This is a genomic window from Amycolatopsis sp. cmx-11-12, assembly GCF_046269425.1.
GTDB lineage: Bacteria > Actinomycetota > Actinomycetes > Mycobacteriales > Pseudonocardiaceae > Amycolatopsis.
This window is the reverse complement of the sequence record NZ_JADNQM010000028.1, coordinates 1-15207: the sequence shown is the minus strand read 5'-3', so window position 1 is coordinate 15207 and position 15207 is coordinate 1. Positions and strand designations below refer to the sequence as shown.

The window sequence follows — 15207 nt, the reverse complement described above, 5'->3', positions numbered from 1 at the left end:
TCCCGGTCGCGGAATATGTAAGAGCCCTCTTACGCTCGTTGTAAGTGACCTCTTACATGGTCTCACTGTTTCTCGGAGGGTTTCATGACGACGACCACGCACGCCATCGCCGCGCCGTCCCCGGGCGCCGCCCTGTCGCCGACGACGATCGAGCGCCGCGACCTGCGTTCGGACGACGTGCTGATCGACATCGCGTTCGCGGGGATCTGCCACAGCGACATCCATCAGGTCAAGGAGGACTGGGGCAGCGCGATCTTCCCGATGGTGCCAGGGCACGAGATCGCCGGCGTCGTCGCCGCGGTCGGGCCCGGTGTCACGAAGTACCAGGTCGGCGACCGCGTCGGGGTCGGCTGCATGGTGGATTCCTGTGGCGAGTGCGAGTACTGCCTCGCGGGCACCGAGCAGTTCTGCGTCAAGGGCAACGTCCAGACCTACAACGGCGTCGGCTTCGACGGCGAGAACACCTATGGCGGCTACAGCCGTCAGGTCGTCGTGAAGGACGCTTTCGTCTGCCGGATCCCGGAAGGGATCGGCCTCGACGTCGCCGCCCCGCTGCTCTGCGCGGGCATCACCACCTACTCCCCGCTGAACCGCTGGGGCGCCGGACCGGGCAAGAAGGTCGCCGTCGTCGGCCTCGGCGGGCTCGGGCACATGGCGGTCAAGATCGCGGCCGCCATGGGCGCCGACGTGACCGTGCTCAGTCAGAGCCTGAAGAAGCAGGAGGACGGCCTGAAGCTGGGCGCGAAGGACTACTACGCGACCGGTGACGAGTCGACGTTCCAGACATTGCGCGGCCGCTTCGACCTGATCCTCAACACCGTTTCGGCGACACTGCCCATCGACTCCTACCTCGGCATGCTGCGCGTCGGCGGGGCGATGGTGAACGTCGGCGCGCCCGGCGAACCGCTGTCCTACAACGCCTTCTCACTGCTCGGCGGGAACAAGGTGCTCGCCGGTTCGATGATCGGCGGCATCGCCGAGACCCAGGAGATGCTCGACTTCTGCGCCGAGCACGGGATCGGCGCGGAGATCGAGACGATCTCGGCCGACCAGGTGAACGTGGCCTACGACCGGGTCGAGAACAGTGACGTGCGCTACCGGTTCGTCATCGACGCGGCGACCATCGGCGCGTAAAGCGGAGCGGGTTGGGCGTGAGTGGCGATTCGGGTTATAGCCCCAATCGCCACTCACGACCCACTCTGTTCCGGCGCCCTGGAAGTACATGAAGGCCCCCTTGCTTGCGCCTAGGTACAGGAAGGGGTCCTTCATGTACTTGGGGAAGGTGTGAAGGTCGCCTTTCCTCGGCTGAGCCGAGGGAAGGGGCCTTCACGGACCCCGGGTCCCGACCCAGCCGTAGGTACCTAGACGCTTGGCCCTGACCCGAACCGCCACTCACGACCCGTTTGACCCTTCGAGGACCCCCGCCGCGTCACATCAGCAGTAGCGGCAAGGTGTTCATCGCGGTGTGCGCGGCGATCGGGGCCCACAGGTTGCGGTAGCGGGACCACAGGTAGCCGGTGAACAGGCCGAAGAACCCTTGGAAGGCAACGATCGCGCCCAAGGTCAGGGGCAGTGCTCCCTGACCGTGTGTCGGCAGGTGCAGCCACGCGAACAGCAGTGACGCCAGCAGGATTCCTGGCCAGCGACCGAAAAGTGCCTCCAAGCGGGTCTGGAGCATGCCGCGGAAGAAGACCTCTTCGAGCACGTTCGCGGTGAAGAACGTCAGCGTCGCGCCCACCGCGAGTACCACCGGGTCGGGATAGTCCTCGGCGGTGGGAAGCGGCGGCGCGAGCGGTCCCAGGACGGACAGCCAGCCGAACACGAGCACCGCCGGAATCGGTGCGAGCCATTGCCAAGTCTGGCGAGGCCGCCACGTGAGCCGGAACGGATCCCGTTCCCCCGAGGCGCGCAGGATTCGCAAGAGAACCAGTGGCAGCACCAGGAACACGAGCGGTTTGGCGAGTGCCCAGATGTCGCGGACCAGCGCATGATGTCCCGCGGCGGACACCAGGAACAACGCCAGTGGCCACAAGAAGGCGATGAGCGCCAAGGCCGCCGCCTGTCTGCTCAGTCCGCGCCGGTCGGTCGTCTCGGGGAGCAGTCTGGGTGCGTTGAGCGGGATCCCGCGGATCAGCAGGATCCCGGCCAGTGCGGGAATCAGGGCGCCCGCGAGGGAAAGCCCCTTGTCCGAATCCGCGGACGGCTTGATCGTGTCGTGCCCGGTCGCCAGCAGCAGTGCGGGGGCGGCGGCGAACACCACGACCCCACCGATGACGATTCCCCAGGCAGCACCCGGGCGGGTGCCGGTTTTTTCCATCACCGGGAAAGGATCATCGAAGCGGGCGCGTGCTCGCGTCATCCTTTCGGACGACATCAGGTCGTCCCTTCCGTACAGCCTCAGTCGACCGCGATGACTTTTTCCAGGCTGCGCATGCACAACGTGAGCGCTTCGTGCTTCGGCGTCTTCTCCTGGACCATCTCCCAAGCTGTGTAGAGCAGGCTCCACAGCAGTTGCAGCAACCATTCCTTCGTCATCGCCGGGTCGATCGTCCCTTCGCGGTGCCCGCGTTCGATGAGCCCGAGCAGGACGCGGTCGTCCTCGCTCTCCTCTTTCCATTCGGGGCGGGTCATCAGATCCGGCATCGTGAACAGCAACTGGAAGACGTCGGCGTGCTCGAAGTACTCCTGGCACAGCCTCGCCAGTGCGGCCGGGACCGGGCCGTCGTCGATCCGGGCTCGTTCGGTGCTCTGGGAGATCTTGTCGAGAGCGTCGAGGCTGACGGCGTCGATGAGGTCCGACCGCTCCGGGAAGTAGCGGTGCACCGTGGTCCGCCCGACGTCCGCGGCCGCCGCGATGTCGGCGAGCGTCGCGCTCGGTTGCTTCGTCAGCTTCTCGATGGCCGCGTCCAGGATCGCGCGCCGGGTCCTCGCCCGGACACCCGTCTCGGTGACCACACCCTCACTCATGGCCGGTACCGTACCTCGCTCTCCGATATGGAACTCGCTTGACGATTTTAGAACACGAGTGTTCCATTGGGAACCATGGATACTCCACGATTGAAGGTGCTGTGGTCGTTCGCGCGGCCACACAAGGGGGCACTCGCGATCGGCCTGGTACTCGCCCTGCTCGGCTCCGCGACCGGTCTCGCCACGCCCATGGTCACGAAATGGGTGCTCGACTCGCTCGGGTCGTCGACGTCGCTGGCCGGACCCGTGCTGGCGCTGCTCGGCCTGATGCTGGTGGGCTCGGTGATCTGGCTGACGCAATGGATCCTGCTCGGCACGGTCGGCGAGCGGGTGGTGCTGAAGGCGCGGGAATCGATGGTGCGGCGCTTCTTCCGCGCGACGATCCCGGCCATCACGAAACGGCCGACGGGGGAACTGGTCACTCGCGTCACCTCGGACACGGTGCTGCTGCGCGAGGCGGCGTCGTCCAGCGTGATCGGCCTGATCAACGGGGTGGTGATGCTCATCGGCACCTTGGTGCTGATGAGCGTGCTCGACCCGGTGCTGCTGGGGACCACGGTCGCGGCCGTGGTCGTGGTGGTCGCGCTGTTCGCCTGGCTCATGCCCGCCATCGCGAAGGAACAGGAGAAGGCGCAGGACCGGGTCGGCAAGCTCGGCGGCGTGCTGGAAGGCGCGCTGCGGGCGATCCGCACGGTGAAGGCCAGCCGTGCCGAAGGCCGTCAATCCGACCGGATCCTGGTCGACGCGGAGGCGGCCGCCGTCCACGGCGTCCGCGCGGTGCGGCGGCAGGCCATCGCGTGGGTGGTGGCGTGGTCGGGCATCCAGGGCGCGATCCTGGTCATCCTCGGTCTCGGTGCCTGGCGGGTCGACGCTGGCCTGCTCGAGGTGTCGAGCCTGATCGCGTTCCTGTTGTACGCGTTCGCGCTGATGGAGCCGATCACCGAACTGAGCCAGAACATGACCGCGTTGCAGGCGGGGATCGCCGCCGCCGGGCGGATCCGGGAAATGGACGCGCTGGAGGTCGAAGAGGACAAGACGCCCACGACGCCGGAATCGGCTGTGGATCAGGGCGGGCCGGTGCTCGAACTGCGCGGGGTCACCGCGGGCTACGGCGGCGATCCGGCACTGCGGGACGTCTCGCTGAAGATCCCGAGACGCGGGCACACCGCGATCGTCGGGCCGTCCGGCGCGGGCAAGACCACGATGCTGTCGCTGATCATGCGGTTCGTCCAGCCGCAGTCGGGTTCGCTGCTGCTGGACGGGCGTGAGTACGCGGACCTGCCGTACGCGGACGTGCGGACGCGGCTGGCCTACGTCGAACAGGAGACGCCGATCGTGCCGGGCACGATCCGGGAGAACCTGCTCTTCACCCATCCGGACGCGACCGAGGAGGAGGTGCTGCGGGCACTCGGCGAAGTCAGGCTGAGCGACAAGATCGCCGCACTCGACGACGGCCTGGACACACCGCTGTCGTCGACGTCGGTCTCCGGCGGGGAACGCCAGCGGATCGCGCTGGCGAGGGCGATCCTGCGCACGCCGGACGTGGTCTTGCTCGACGAGGCGACCGCGCAGGTGGACGGCCGGACCGAGAGCGCGATCCACGACTGCATCCGGCGGCGGGCCCGCGAGGGCGCCGTGGTCACCGTGGCGCACCGGCTGTCGACGGTCATCGACGCGGACACCATCGTGGTGATGGAGGGCGGCCGGGTGCGGGCCAGCGGCAGTCACGACCAGCTGCTCGCCACCGACACCCTGTACCGGGAACTGGTGGAGGCCCTGCGGATCGCGGGGGAGGGCGCTCCCGTCCCCGGCTGATCCGCCTCAGGCGGAGACGGCGCGTACTCCCGGCGGCATCTCGCGGTTCACCTCGTCGAGCCGGGTGGCGACGGTCCGGCAGGGTTCGCAGCCCGCCAGATGCGCGGTGATCAGGTTCGCCCGGCGGCCGGGCACCCCGCCGCGGAGCCACGCGCCCATCCGGCGCCGCGCTTCCTGGCAGCACGGCGTTCCCGCTTCGGGGACCTGCGCCTGCAAGAAGGCTTGGCGCAGGCCTTCGCGGGCCCGCAGGGCGAGGACGGAGGCGCCGTTGGGGGACACCCCCAGCAACGGGGCCACCACCTTCGGCGAGTCACCTTCGGCCTCGGTCCGCCACAACACGGTCCGCCAGCGCCCGGGCAGCGCGCAGTAAGCGGCCCACGCCAGGCGGGCGTTCGAGCGGAGGATGAGGAGTTCCTCCGCGCCCACGGCTCCGGTGTCCTCTTCGGTCGCCGGGGTCGTGCCGTACAACTCGACCCGCTTGTGGTGGTGGCTCCATTTGGCCACCAGGTTCCGCATGGTGACCACGAGATAAGGGCGCAGGTTCTCCCGGGGACCGCCCCCGGCGCGGATGACACCCAGGACGCGCACGAAGGCCTCGGCCACGAGGTCGTCCCGTTCGGCGGGCTCGGCGACCCAGCCCGCCGCGAGCCGCCGGAGCGGTTCGGCGTGCCGCCGGAACAGCGCTTCGCCGGCTGCGATGTCACCGGCACGGAAGGCGTCGAGCAGCGCCGCGTCCGCTGCGTCCGGCTCGACGTCGTCCCTCATCCGGGTCACCGTAACCCGCCGAACGGCGGATCGCGACGACCACGATGTCACCCGGTCCGCGAGCTGTGTTCAGGATGTGGGAGCGGGAATGAAAGTCCGGTCGGTGGCGTCGCAGCCGTCATGGTCACCCCTCTCGACGATCCCGTCTGGGCATCGCTGACCGGTCCGCACGCGCACTTCGCCGAACGGTCCGGCCAAGTGCTGCGCTACCAGGTCGATGTCGCTCCTTTCCTCGCCCTGCCACCGGAACCGGACGGCGACGTCTGGGACGACGTCGCGGCACTGTCAGGCCCCGGCGAGACGGTCACCGTCCACAACTCCCTGCCGGTACCGGCGGACTGGGAAGTCCTCGACAGGATCGCCGGGGTCCGGCTGGTCGACGTCGCGCTCGAAGTCGCCGAAGATCCCGAAGCCGTCCTGTTGGGGCCTGAGGACGTGCCGGAGATACTGGACCTCGTCGAGCGGACCAAACCGGGACCGTTCCGGCAGCGGACCATCGAATTGGGGACATACCTGGGAATCCGGCGCGATGGCGCGCTGATCGCGATGGCGGGCGAGCGGCTGCGCCCGCCCGGCTGGACCGAGATCAGCGCCGTCTGCACCGACCCCGCGTATCGCGGCCAGGGACTGGCGACCCGGCTCGTCCGCGCGGTGGCGGTGGGAATCCGCGCCCGCGGTCACCGCCCGATGATGCACGCGGCGGCGTCGAACACCTCGGCCATCCGTCTGTACCGGTCGATCGGCTTCGAACTAGTGCCGCGGCCGGACTTCGTCACGGTCCGTGTTCCGGGAGCCGCCGTCGCCCCGGCGTCCGCGCTCACCGGCCCAGCGCGCGGTACTGCCTAGCCGCGAGCGGCAGGAAGATCGCGGTGAGCACGGCGGGCCAGAGCAACGCCAACGTGACCGAATGCGTGCTCGCCCAGTCGGTCGCGCCCCAAGTGGGATTGCCGAACAGGTCCCGGATCGCGGTCGCGGTGGCGGACAGGGGGTTCCACGTGCTGATCGCGCCGAGCCAGCCAGGCATCGTCACCGGCGAGACGAACACGCTGGAGAGGAAGCCCACCGGCCAGACCAGGATCTGCACGGCGACGGCCGACTCCGGTGTCTTCAGCAGCAGACCGAGGTAGATGCCCACCCAGGTGAAGGCGAACCGCAGCCACAGCAGCAATCCGAACGCGGCCAGCGTCGGCAGGAAGCCGCGTTCCGGTACCCAGCCCACCAGCAGCCCGGTCACGACCATGACGGCGAGACCGACGACGGCGTTGAGCAGATCGGCCGCGCTGCGCCCGGCGAGGATCGCCGTCGTGGCGACCGGCATGGCGCGAATCCGTTCGGTGACGCCCTTCGCGGCGTCCGTCGTGACGGCCACGACCATGGCCTCCAGCCCGAACAGCATGGTCATCGTGAGCATGCCGGGGATGAGGAAGTCCAGGTACTCGCCGTCGGGGACGGCCATCGCCCCGCCGAAGAGGTAGCCGAACATCAGCACCATCAGGACGGGGAACAGCAACCCGACCAGTATCGAGCCGGGTCGCTGCCGCCAGTGCAGCAGGATCCGGCCGGTGAGCGCGGTGGCGTCGGAAATCGCGGTCAAGACGGCTCCTCTGTGGTGGCGTGTCCGGTGAGGTGCAGGAAGACCTCGTCGAGCGTGGGTTTGCGGGTGACGGTCTCGACCCGGTCCGGGCCCACCTTCGCCTTGAGTTCGTCGGGGGTCCCGGCGGCGACGACCCGGCCCGCGTCGATGACGGCGATCCGGTCGGCGAGTTGATCGGCTTCTTCGAGGTACTGGGTGGTCAGCAGCACCGTCGTGCCGGAGCCGACCAGATCCTTGATCGACGCCCAGACCTCGATGCGGGCGCGCGGATCCAGCCCGGTGGTCGGTTCGTCGAGGAATAGCACCGGCGGCGAGAGGATCAGGCCGGCGGCCAGGTCCAGCCGTCGTCGCATCCCGCCCGAGTACGCGGCGACGGGTTTGCCCGCCGCTTCGGTGAGGTCGAACCGTTCGAGGAGTTCGTCCGCCCGGCGTTTCGCCGCGGCGGCCTTCAGATGGTGGAGCTTGCCGAACAGCACGAGGTTCTGACGGCCGGTCAGGATCTCGTCCACCGAGGCGTTCTGCCCGACCAGGCCGATGCGGTAGCGCACCGCCTTGGGGTCCGCGAGCACGTCGTGGCCCGCCACCCACGCCCGGCCGCCGTCGGGGCGGAGCAGGGTGCTCAGGATTCGCACGGCGGTGGTCTTCCCCGCCCCGTTCGGCCCGAGCAGGCCGCACACCGTGCCCGCTTCGACGCGAAGGCTGAACCCGTCCAGCGCCACCTTCTCCCGGTACCGTTTTCGCAGGTCGACGGCTTCGAGTGTCGCTTCTTCGTATGGCATACGGAATAGAGTAGCACAAACTTCGTACGGGTTACGGAGTAAGTCTTCTATGATGGCGCCATGACGGAGATCAACGGCGGCGATCCGGCGCGCACGATCGCCACGTTGTGGGGCACACGGAAGCTCCCGCGGCGCGGGCCGAAACACACGTTGACCACCGAGCAGGTCGTCGCCGCGGCGGTCGGACTCGCCGACGGCGACCAGGATGTCGCCACGCTGTCGATGCGCAGGGTCGCCGAATCGCTGGGCGTCGGCACGATGTCGCTCTACACCTACATCGCCTCGCGGGAGGAACTCCTCGAAGCGATGCTCGACAGGGTTTACGAGGAAGCGGTGGCGGAACTGGGCGAACCCGGAGACCAGGGCTGGGAGGACGGCCTGCGTGAGGTCGCGAAGGTGAACTGGAACCTCTGCCTGCGTCATCCGTGGGTGCTGCAGGTGTTCACCGGGCGCCCGCCGCTCGGGCCGCACTCGATCGCGAAGTACGAACGCGAACTGGCAGTGGTCGAGGGCCTCGGCCTCACCGATGTCGAGATGGACTCGGTCATCACGCTGGTGCACGACCACGTGGAGGGGGTCGCCCGGCGGCGGATCGAAGTCGATCGCGCCGTTCGCCGTACCGGGATGAACGACGAGCAATGGTGGGAAAAGGTCGGTCCCTTGCTCGCCGAAGTCTTCGATCCGGCCAGGTTCCCGCTCGCGGCGCGCGTCGGTCGGTCGGCGGGGGAAGCGCACCAGGCAGCCCATAATCCTGAGCACGCTTACGCCTTCGGTCTGGCCCGATTACTCGAAGGAGTGGCCACGCTGATCGGCGAGCGGGGCGGGCCGCTTGTGAAGACACGCTAACGAGGGATTTCAGAAACTCGCGATGGACTGCACAGGCCTCGGGGGCCAGACTTCGCGCCATGAAGGCATTGGTCAAAGCCGACCGAGCACCAGGGCTTGAGCTCACCGACGTGCCGGATCCGGCCGTCGGCCCCGGCGACGTCGCCATCCGCGTGCTGCGCGCGGGTATCTGCGGCACCGACCTGCACATCGACTCGTGGGACGACTGGGCGGCGCGCACCATCGCCGCGCCACTGGTCATCGGGCACGAGTTCGTCGGCGAGGTGGTCGAGATCGGCCGGTCGGTGACCACCGTCAAGGTGGGCGACCTGGTCAGCGGTGAGGGGCACCTGGTCTGCGGAAGCTGCCGCAACTGCAAGGCCGGGCGGCGTCACCTGTGCGCCAGGACCAAGGGCCTCGGCGTGCACACCGACGGCGCGTTCGCGCAGTACGCCGTGCTGCCCGAGATGAACGCCTGGGTGCACCGCACCAAGGTCGACCTCGACATCGCGGCGATCTTCGACCCGCTCGGCAACGCCGTGCACACCGCGCTGTCGTTCCCAGTCATCGGCGAGGACGTACTGGTGACCGGCGCCGGGCCGATCGGCATCATGGCCGCCGCCATCGCGCGCCACGCTGGCGCGCGCAACGTCGTCGTCACCGACGTCAGCGAGCACCGACTGGAACTGGCCCGCAAGGTCGGCGTCGACCTGGCGCTGGACGTCTCGTCGGCGACCATCGCCGACGCGCAGGAACGGCTCGGCATGGCCGAGGGCTTCGACGTCGGTATGGAGATGAGCGGACGGCCCGAGGCGTTGCGCGACATGATCGCGAACATGTCCCACGGCGGCCGCGTCGCGCTGCTCGGCCTGCCCGCCTCCGAGGTCTCGGTGGACATCGCCGCCGTCGTGCTGAAGATGATCCAGATCAAGGGGATCTACGGGCGCGAGATGTTCGAGACCTGGTATTCGATGTCCGTGCTGCTGCAGGCCGGGCTGGACATCTCGCCGGTGATCACGCACCGGTTCGGGTACAAGGATCACGCGAAGGCGTTCGCGACGGCGAGGGAAGGCCGTTGCGGCAAGGTCATTCTGGATTGGACGGAGAACTGATGTACGGCGCGATGCGCGACGACCTCAAGGCCGGGCTCGCCGAAATCCGGGAAGCCGGGCTGTACAAGGGCGAGCGGGTGATCCAGGGACCGCAAAAGGCTTCGGTCAGTGTCGCGGGCGGAGACGTCCTCAACTTCTGCGCGAACAACTACCTCGGCCTCGCCGACCACCCCGTGCTGGTCAAGGCCGCGCAGAAGGCGCTGGACCGCTGGGGCTTCGGCATGGCGTCGGTCCGGTTCATCTGCGGGACCCAGCAGCCGCACAAGGAACTCGAGGCGAAGCTCTCGGAGTTCCTCGGCACCGAGGACACGATCCTCTACAGCTCCTGCTTCGACGCCAACGCCGGGTTGTTCGAGACGCTGCTGACCGATCAGGACGTCATCATCTCCGACGAGCTCAACCACGCGTCGATCATCGACGGCGTCCGGTTGTGCAAGGCGAAGCGGATGCGCTACCGCAACCGCGACGTCGCGGACCTGGAGGCACGGCTCAAGGAGGCGTCCGGTGCGCGTTACCGGATGATCGCCACCGACGGCGTGTTCTCGATGGACGGCTACCTCGCGCCGCTCGACGAGATCTGCGCGCTGGCCGAGCGCTACGACGCGCTGGTGATGGTCGACGACTCGCACGCCGTCGGTTTCACCGGCCCGACCGGTCGCGGCACACCGGAGCTATTCGGCGTGCGGGACAAGGTCGACGTGCTCACCGGCACCCTCGGCAAGGCGCTCGGCGGGGCGAGTGGCGGCTACACCTCGGGCCGCGCGGAGATCGTCGAGATGCTGCGGCAGCGTTCCCGGCCGTACCTGTTCTCGAACTCGCTCGCGCCGTCGATCACCGCCGCCGCGCTCGCCACGCTGGACCTGCTGGACCAGTCGAGCGAGCTGCTGGGCAAACTGCGCGCCAACACCGAGCTGTTCCGGCGGCGCATGACCGAGGCGGGGTTCGACCTGCTCCCGGGTGAGCACCCGATCATCCCGGTGATGATCGGCGACGCCGCCAAGGCGGGCAAGATGGCCGATCTGCTGCTCGACCAGGGCATCTACGTGGTCGGTTTCTCGTATCCGGTGGTGCCGCACGGTAAGGCCCGGATTCGGACGCAGATGTCGGCGGCGCATTCGACCGACGACGTCAACCGTGCGGTCGACGCCTTCGTGACAGCAAGGTCCATGATGGACGAATGATCGATCCGCGACGGTTGCGGGTACTGCGCGCTCTCGCCGACCACGGCACCGTGACGGCGGCGGGCCAGGCGCTGCACCTGACGCCGTCCGCCGTCTCCCAGCAGCTGGCCGCCCTCGAAGCCGAGTGCGGCCAGCAGCTGTTGAGGCGGTGGGGCCGCCGGGTCTCACTGACCCCCGCGGGTGAACTGATGGTGGTGCACGCCAACGCCGTCGCCGCCGAACTGGAACGGGCGCAGGCCACGCTGGCCGCGCTCGATTCCGGTGTCCAGGGGCAGGTGCGGCTGGCGAGCTTCGCCTCGGCGATCACTATGGTGGTCGCGCCGGCGATCGCCGCGCTGCGTGCCGGTTCGCCCGGTGTTTCGGTGCTGGTGCAGGACGTCGAAGGGCACGCGAGCATCCCGCTGCTGCTCGACGGCGAGATCGATCTCGCGATCACCGAGGAGTACCGGCTCTCGCCACGAACGGATGAAAGCAGGCTCACCCGGTTCCCGTTGTACGTGGAGCCGTTCGACGTCGTGCTGCCCACCGCGCACCGGCTGGCCGGATCGTCCGATGTGGACATCGACGAGCTCGCCGACGACGACTGGATCGCGCCGAAACCGGGAAACCCGTGCCGCGACGTGCTGATGATCGTCTGTGCCAACCCGGAGATCCGGCACGTCTCCGACGATTTCCACGCGATCACCACCCTGGTCGCCGCGGGCGAGGGCGTGGCCTTGGTGCCGCGCAACGCTTTCACCGCCGTTCCCGGCGCGGTCGCCGTCCCGTTGCGTGGCGAGCCGCCGCTGCGCCGCGTGTTCGCCGCTGTCCGGCGAGGGAGCGCGGACCACCCGTTGCTCAAGACCGTCCTCGCGGAACTGCTCGAAGCGTCGCCGGGTCATGCGAATGCGGGCGAGGAGAACCACCTTTAGGATCCGGGTACCTGCCGTCGAAAGAAAGACAGGGCGCGGATGCTCCAGATCGATGGCCTCACCTGGATCGTCACGATCGGACTGGTGCTCGCGCTGTTGGCACTCGACCTGATCATCGCGGCCGTGCGGCCGCACAAGGTCGGCTTCGGTGAAGCGGTGGCCTGGTCGATCGGCTACATCCTGGTCGCGGTGGCGTTCGGTGTCTGGCTGACGCTGGCGCACGGCGGAGACTTCGGGCAGCAGTACTTCGCGGGTTACATCGTGGAGAAGAGCCTGTCGGTCGACAACCTCTTCGTCTTCGTGATCATCATGAGCACCTTCGCGGTACCCGAGGAACACCAGCACAAGGTGCTCACGTTCGGCATCGTCGTCGCGCTGGTCATGCGCGCGATCTTCATCGCGCTCGGCGCCACGCTGCTTTCGTTGTTCTCCTTCATGTTCCTGCTGTTCGGGTTGCTGCTGATCTACACCGGGGTCCAGTTGTTCCGGCACCGCGACGAGGATCCGGACGTCGAGAACAACGTGGTGGTGCGGACCGCGCGCCGCCTGCTGCCGTTGTCGAAGGAGTACGACGGCGGCAAGCTGTTCACCCGTCTCGAAGGGAAGCGGGTGGGCACGCCGCTGGTGGTGGTGCTGCTCGCGATCGGCGGGATCGACCTGCTGTTCGCGCTGGACTCGATCCCGGCCGTCTTCGGCGTCACCGACGAGCCGTACCTGGTCTTCGCCGCCAACGCCTTCGCCCTGCTTGGCTTGCGCGCGCTGTACTTCCTCGTGAAGGGCCTGCTCGATCGCCTGGTGTACCTGTCGGCGGGGCTCGCGGTGATCCTCGGGTTCATCGGGATCAAGCTGATCCTGCACTGGGCTCACGTCGACATCGATGAGAGTGTCCCGGAGATCTCGACGCCGGTCAGCCTCGCGGTGATCATCGGCATTCTCGTCGTGGTGACGGTGGCGAGCCTGCTCAAAACCCGCAACGATCCCACCGCCAAAGCGCATCCGGGCTCGCTGCGCGCCTCACGTCCCCCGGCCGAAGAGGACTAGCGCCAGCCGTGGGCGAGGAGGTCGAAGATCTCCTCGACACCCTTCCGGGGATCCGGCGTTCCACGCGTGAGCGCCGGGATGTCCAAGACGAACCGCGCGAGCGCGCGGCAGGCGGCATCGTCGTGACCGACACCGGTGTCGTCGGCGATGGCGACGCCGAGGGCCACGGCGTGCCGAGTCCACATGCGCTCGCCGTACTCCTGCAGTGCGGGGGTGCTGTTCACCAGCGCGGTGAATTCGGGGTACTGGGGATGCTCTGTGATCGGGAGCCAGGTAGCGAGCACGTACTCGCGCAACGCCTCGACGACGCTCTGCCCTTCCGGGCGTTGCCGCACCGCGGCGATCAGATTCGCCTCGCGGTCCTGAGCCTCGTCGAAGACCAGCGCTTCCTTGCCGGGGAAGTGCTTGAACAACGTCGTGGTCGAGACGTCCGCCGCTTCGGCGATGTCCCGGATGCTCACCTGGTCGAAGCCCCGCTCCAGGAACAGTTTCAGCGCGGCGTCCGCGAGCGCTTGGCGGGTCGCCGCCTTCTTGCGTTCACGCCGTCCCGGTGTCTCCATGAGCGCACTCTACCGCATGTGTTGTCACAGTCACTAAGTTGACTCGTTGCACTTTTTCACTCGTTCTGCTTTTCTGGTGGTATGAGAATCAGCATCGTCGGAGCGGGCCCCGGTGGCCTCACCTGCGCCCGCATCCTTCAGAAGCACGGCATCTCCGTGACGGTCTACGACCGCGACCCGCACCCTCAGGCGCGTGACCAGGGCGGCACCCTCGACCTGCACGCGGACGACGGGCAGCTCGCCCTGCGTGAAGCCGGTCTGCTCGACGAGTTCTTCGCGCTGGCGCGGCCGGAAGGACAGGAGATGCGCAAGCTGGATACGGCCGGGCGGATCCTGGAACACCACGTCCCGGCCGAAGGTGAGCTGTTCAAGCCGGAGATCGATCGGGGGCTGCTGCGGGGGATGCTGCTCGACTCGCTGGAGCCGGGCACCGTGCGGTGGGGCCGGACCCTGGTGGGCGTGGGTGGTTCCGGGGAGCTGAACTTCGCCGACGGGACGACCGTCGAGACGGACCTGGTCATCGGCGCCGACGGCGCGTGGTCACGGGTGCGCCCGGCGGTGTCCGCGGCAGTTCCGCAGTACTCCGGAATCACCTTCCTGGAGGCGTGGTTCGAGGACGTCGACACCGCGCATCCCGACATCGCCGCGCTCGTGGGACAGGGCGGCGCCATGGCCGCCGACGGCGAGCGCTGCCTGTTCGCCCAGCGCAACAGCGGCGATCAGATCCGGGTCTACATCGTCCAGCGCTTGCCCGCGGACTGGGTAGGTCCCAGTGACACCGCGGAGATCCGTACCCGGCTGCTCGACGCGTTCTCGGCGTGGTCGCCGCCGATGGTGCGGATGATCACCGACAACGACGGCCCGTACGTCGATCGCCCGCTGTTCGTCCTGCCCGTCCCGCACACGTGGGAGCACCGGCCGACGGTGACCTTGCTCGGCGACGCCGCCCACCTGATGCCGCCACTCGGTGTCGGCGCCAATCTGGCCATGCTCGACGCGGCCGAACTCGCCCTCGCGTTGGCAGGCTCCACCACGGTCGGCGAGGCCGTCGCCGCCTACGAGAAGACGATGCTTCCCCGATCGGCGGAGATGGCCCGGTTGTTGGAGAACGGCGCCGAGGGCCTGCTCGACGCTCCCTCGGACGAAGGCTACTTGCCGTTCTCGTCGGAGCCGGCGGAGAGGGCGACCACGCCCAGGTAGGTCCTGGCTCTGGCCGTTTGGGGGCGGTGGCGTCGCAATGCCAGATCTCGACGACGGCGATGGCCAGAGGCCAGACTCATCCCCACTGCGGGCTCAGAGCGGAGGTTCCGGCCGCGGCTCATGCAGCGGCGGTGGCTCGCTGACGTGCGTCAGCCCGGTCGGTGTCGTGATCCTCAGCGTCCCATCGGGGGCGAGGTGATAGACCCAGCCGGGCTCGTCCTTGAGCCGGTGGTCCCGGGTGCAGTAGGTGACCAGGTCGGCCACGCTGGTTTCGCCCTGGAACTGCCAGGGGATCGAGTGATCGAGTTCGCACGCCTGCGCGGGGCGGTCGCAGATGGGTCGGCCCTGGGCGCGCCGCCCGAGTTTCCTCGGGTGCGTTTCCCAGAGGCCGCCCGCCGAACCCGCCGTGCGACTCTCGCCGCAACGGGCTCTCCATGTAGTTATGCTTGTTGGGCTG

General features: G+C 68.4%; 15 protein-coding genes and 1 pseudogene. 9 read left to right on the top strand and 7 right to left on the bottom strand.

Annotation, left to right across the window (positions count from 1 at the left end):
• Positions 1-84: 84 nt before the first annotated feature.
• Entirely contained in the window at positions 85-1134 is a 1050-nt protein-coding gene (locus ACLARN_RS31030) for an NAD(P)-dependent alcohol dehydrogenase (RefSeq protein WP_409495020.1), read from the top strand.
• Between the two features lie 295 nt (positions 1135-1429).
• Here the strand turns inward: ACLARN_RS31030 and ACLARN_RS31025 are convergent, their stop codons facing one another.
• Positions 1430-2317: a CPBP family intramembrane glutamic endopeptidase gene (locus ACLARN_RS31025; RefSeq protein WP_409495109.1), complete on the bottom strand. Its 888-nt coding sequence runs from the start codon at positions 2315-2317 to the stop codon at positions 1430-1432.
• Positions 2318-2397: 80 nt separating this feature from the next.
• Positions 2398-2967 (bottom strand): TetR/AcrR family transcriptional regulator, encoded by a 570-nt coding sequence (locus ACLARN_RS31020; protein ID WP_409495019.1) that lies wholly within the window; start codon positions 2965-2967, stop codon positions 2398-2400.
• 75 nt (positions 2968-3042) lie between these two features.
• Here ACLARN_RS31020 and ACLARN_RS31015 point away from each other — a divergent pair, with 75 nt between their 5' ends.
• Positions 3043-4782, top strand: coding sequence for an ABC transporter ATP-binding protein (locus tag ACLARN_RS31015; RefSeq protein WP_409495018.1), 1740 nt, complete (start codon positions 3043-3045; stop codon positions 4780-4782).
• 6 nt (positions 4783-4788) lie between these two features.
• Here the strand turns inward: ACLARN_RS31015 and ACLARN_RS31010 are convergent, their stop codons facing one another.
• Positions 4789-5547: a zf-HC2 domain-containing protein gene (locus ACLARN_RS31010; protein ID WP_409495017.1), complete on the bottom strand. Its 759-nt coding sequence runs from the start codon at positions 5545-5547 to the stop codon at positions 4789-4791.
• Between the two features lie 120 nt (positions 5548-5667).
• Between ACLARN_RS31010 and ACLARN_RS31005 the strand changes: the two genes are divergently transcribed.
• Positions 5668-6393: a GNAT family N-acetyltransferase gene (locus tag ACLARN_RS31005; protein WP_409495016.1), complete on the top strand. Its 726-nt coding sequence runs from the start codon at positions 5668-5670 to the stop codon at positions 6391-6393.
• On the opposite strand, the gene ACLARN_RS31000 is transcribed toward ACLARN_RS31005, so the two are convergent.
• Together ACLARN_RS31000 and ACLARN_RS30995 are read right to left on the bottom strand one after the other, a co-directional pair.
• Positions 6365-7141, bottom strand: coding sequence for an ABC transporter permease (locus ACLARN_RS31000; protein ID WP_409495015.1), 777 nt, complete (start codon positions 7139-7141; stop codon positions 6365-6367). The genes ACLARN_RS31005 and ACLARN_RS31000 overlap by 29 nt on opposite strands.
• Positions 7138-7920: an ABC transporter ATP-binding protein gene (locus ACLARN_RS30995; RefSeq protein ID WP_409495014.1), complete on the bottom strand. Its 783-nt coding sequence runs from the start codon at positions 7918-7920 to the stop codon at positions 7138-7140. The genes ACLARN_RS31000 and ACLARN_RS30995 overlap by 4 nt, the downstream gene beginning before the upstream one ends.
• A 60-nt stretch (positions 7921-7980) precedes the next feature.
• Between ACLARN_RS30995 and ACLARN_RS30990 the strand changes: the two genes are divergently transcribed.
• Genes ACLARN_RS30990 through ACLARN_RS30970 form a run of 5 tightly spaced genes read left to right on the top strand, consistent with a single transcriptional unit; the run spans position 7981 to position 12990 of the window.
• Positions 7981-8766, top strand: a complete 786-nt coding sequence (locus ACLARN_RS30990; protein ID WP_409495013.1) for a TetR/AcrR family transcriptional regulator — start codon at positions 7981-7983, stop codon at positions 8764-8766.
• A 59-nt stretch (positions 8767-8825) separates the two neighbouring features.
• Positions 8826-9857: an L-threonine 3-dehydrogenase gene (gene tdh / locus ACLARN_RS30985; RefSeq protein ID WP_409495012.1), complete on the top strand. Its 1032-nt coding sequence runs from the start codon at positions 8826-8828 to the stop codon at positions 9855-9857.
• Entirely contained in the window at positions 9857-11038 is a 1182-nt protein-coding gene (locus ACLARN_RS30980) for a glycine C-acetyltransferase (RefSeq protein WP_409495108.1), read from the top strand. The genes tdh and ACLARN_RS30980 overlap by 1 nt, the downstream gene beginning before the upstream one ends.
• Positions 11035-11949, top strand: coding sequence for a LysR family transcriptional regulator (locus tag ACLARN_RS30975; protein WP_409495011.1), 915 nt, complete (start codon positions 11035-11037; stop codon positions 11947-11949). Before ACLARN_RS30980 ends, ACLARN_RS30975 begins: the two co-directional genes overlap by 4 nt.
• A 39-nt stretch (positions 11950-11988) precedes the next feature.
• On the top strand, positions 11989-12990 hold the full coding sequence (locus ACLARN_RS30970) for a TerC/Alx family metal homeostasis membrane protein (protein ID WP_409495010.1): 1002 nt from the start codon (positions 11989-11991) through the stop codon (positions 12988-12990).
• Here the strand turns inward: ACLARN_RS30970 and ACLARN_RS30965 are convergent.
• A complete protein-coding gene (locus tag ACLARN_RS30965; RefSeq protein WP_409495009.1) occupies positions 12987-13550 on the bottom strand; it encodes a TetR/AcrR family transcriptional regulator in 564 nt (187 codons plus the stop codon). The genes ACLARN_RS30970 and ACLARN_RS30965 overlap by 4 nt on opposite strands.
• Positions 13551-13631: 81 nt before the next feature.
• On the opposite strand from ACLARN_RS30965, the gene ACLARN_RS30960 reads away from it, so the two are divergent.
• On the top strand, positions 13632-14750 hold the full coding sequence (locus tag ACLARN_RS30960; protein WP_409495008.1) for an FAD-dependent oxidoreductase: 1119 nt from the start codon (positions 13632-13634) through the stop codon (positions 14748-14750).
• 93 nt (positions 14751-14843) lie between these two features.
• On the opposite strand, the pseudogene ACLARN_RS30955 reads toward ACLARN_RS30960, so the two are convergent.
• Positions 14844-15092 (bottom strand): annotated as a pseudogene (locus tag ACLARN_RS30955) (HNH endonuclease signature motif containing protein); the annotation flags it as partial.
• Positions 15093-15207: the final 115 nt, after the last annotated feature.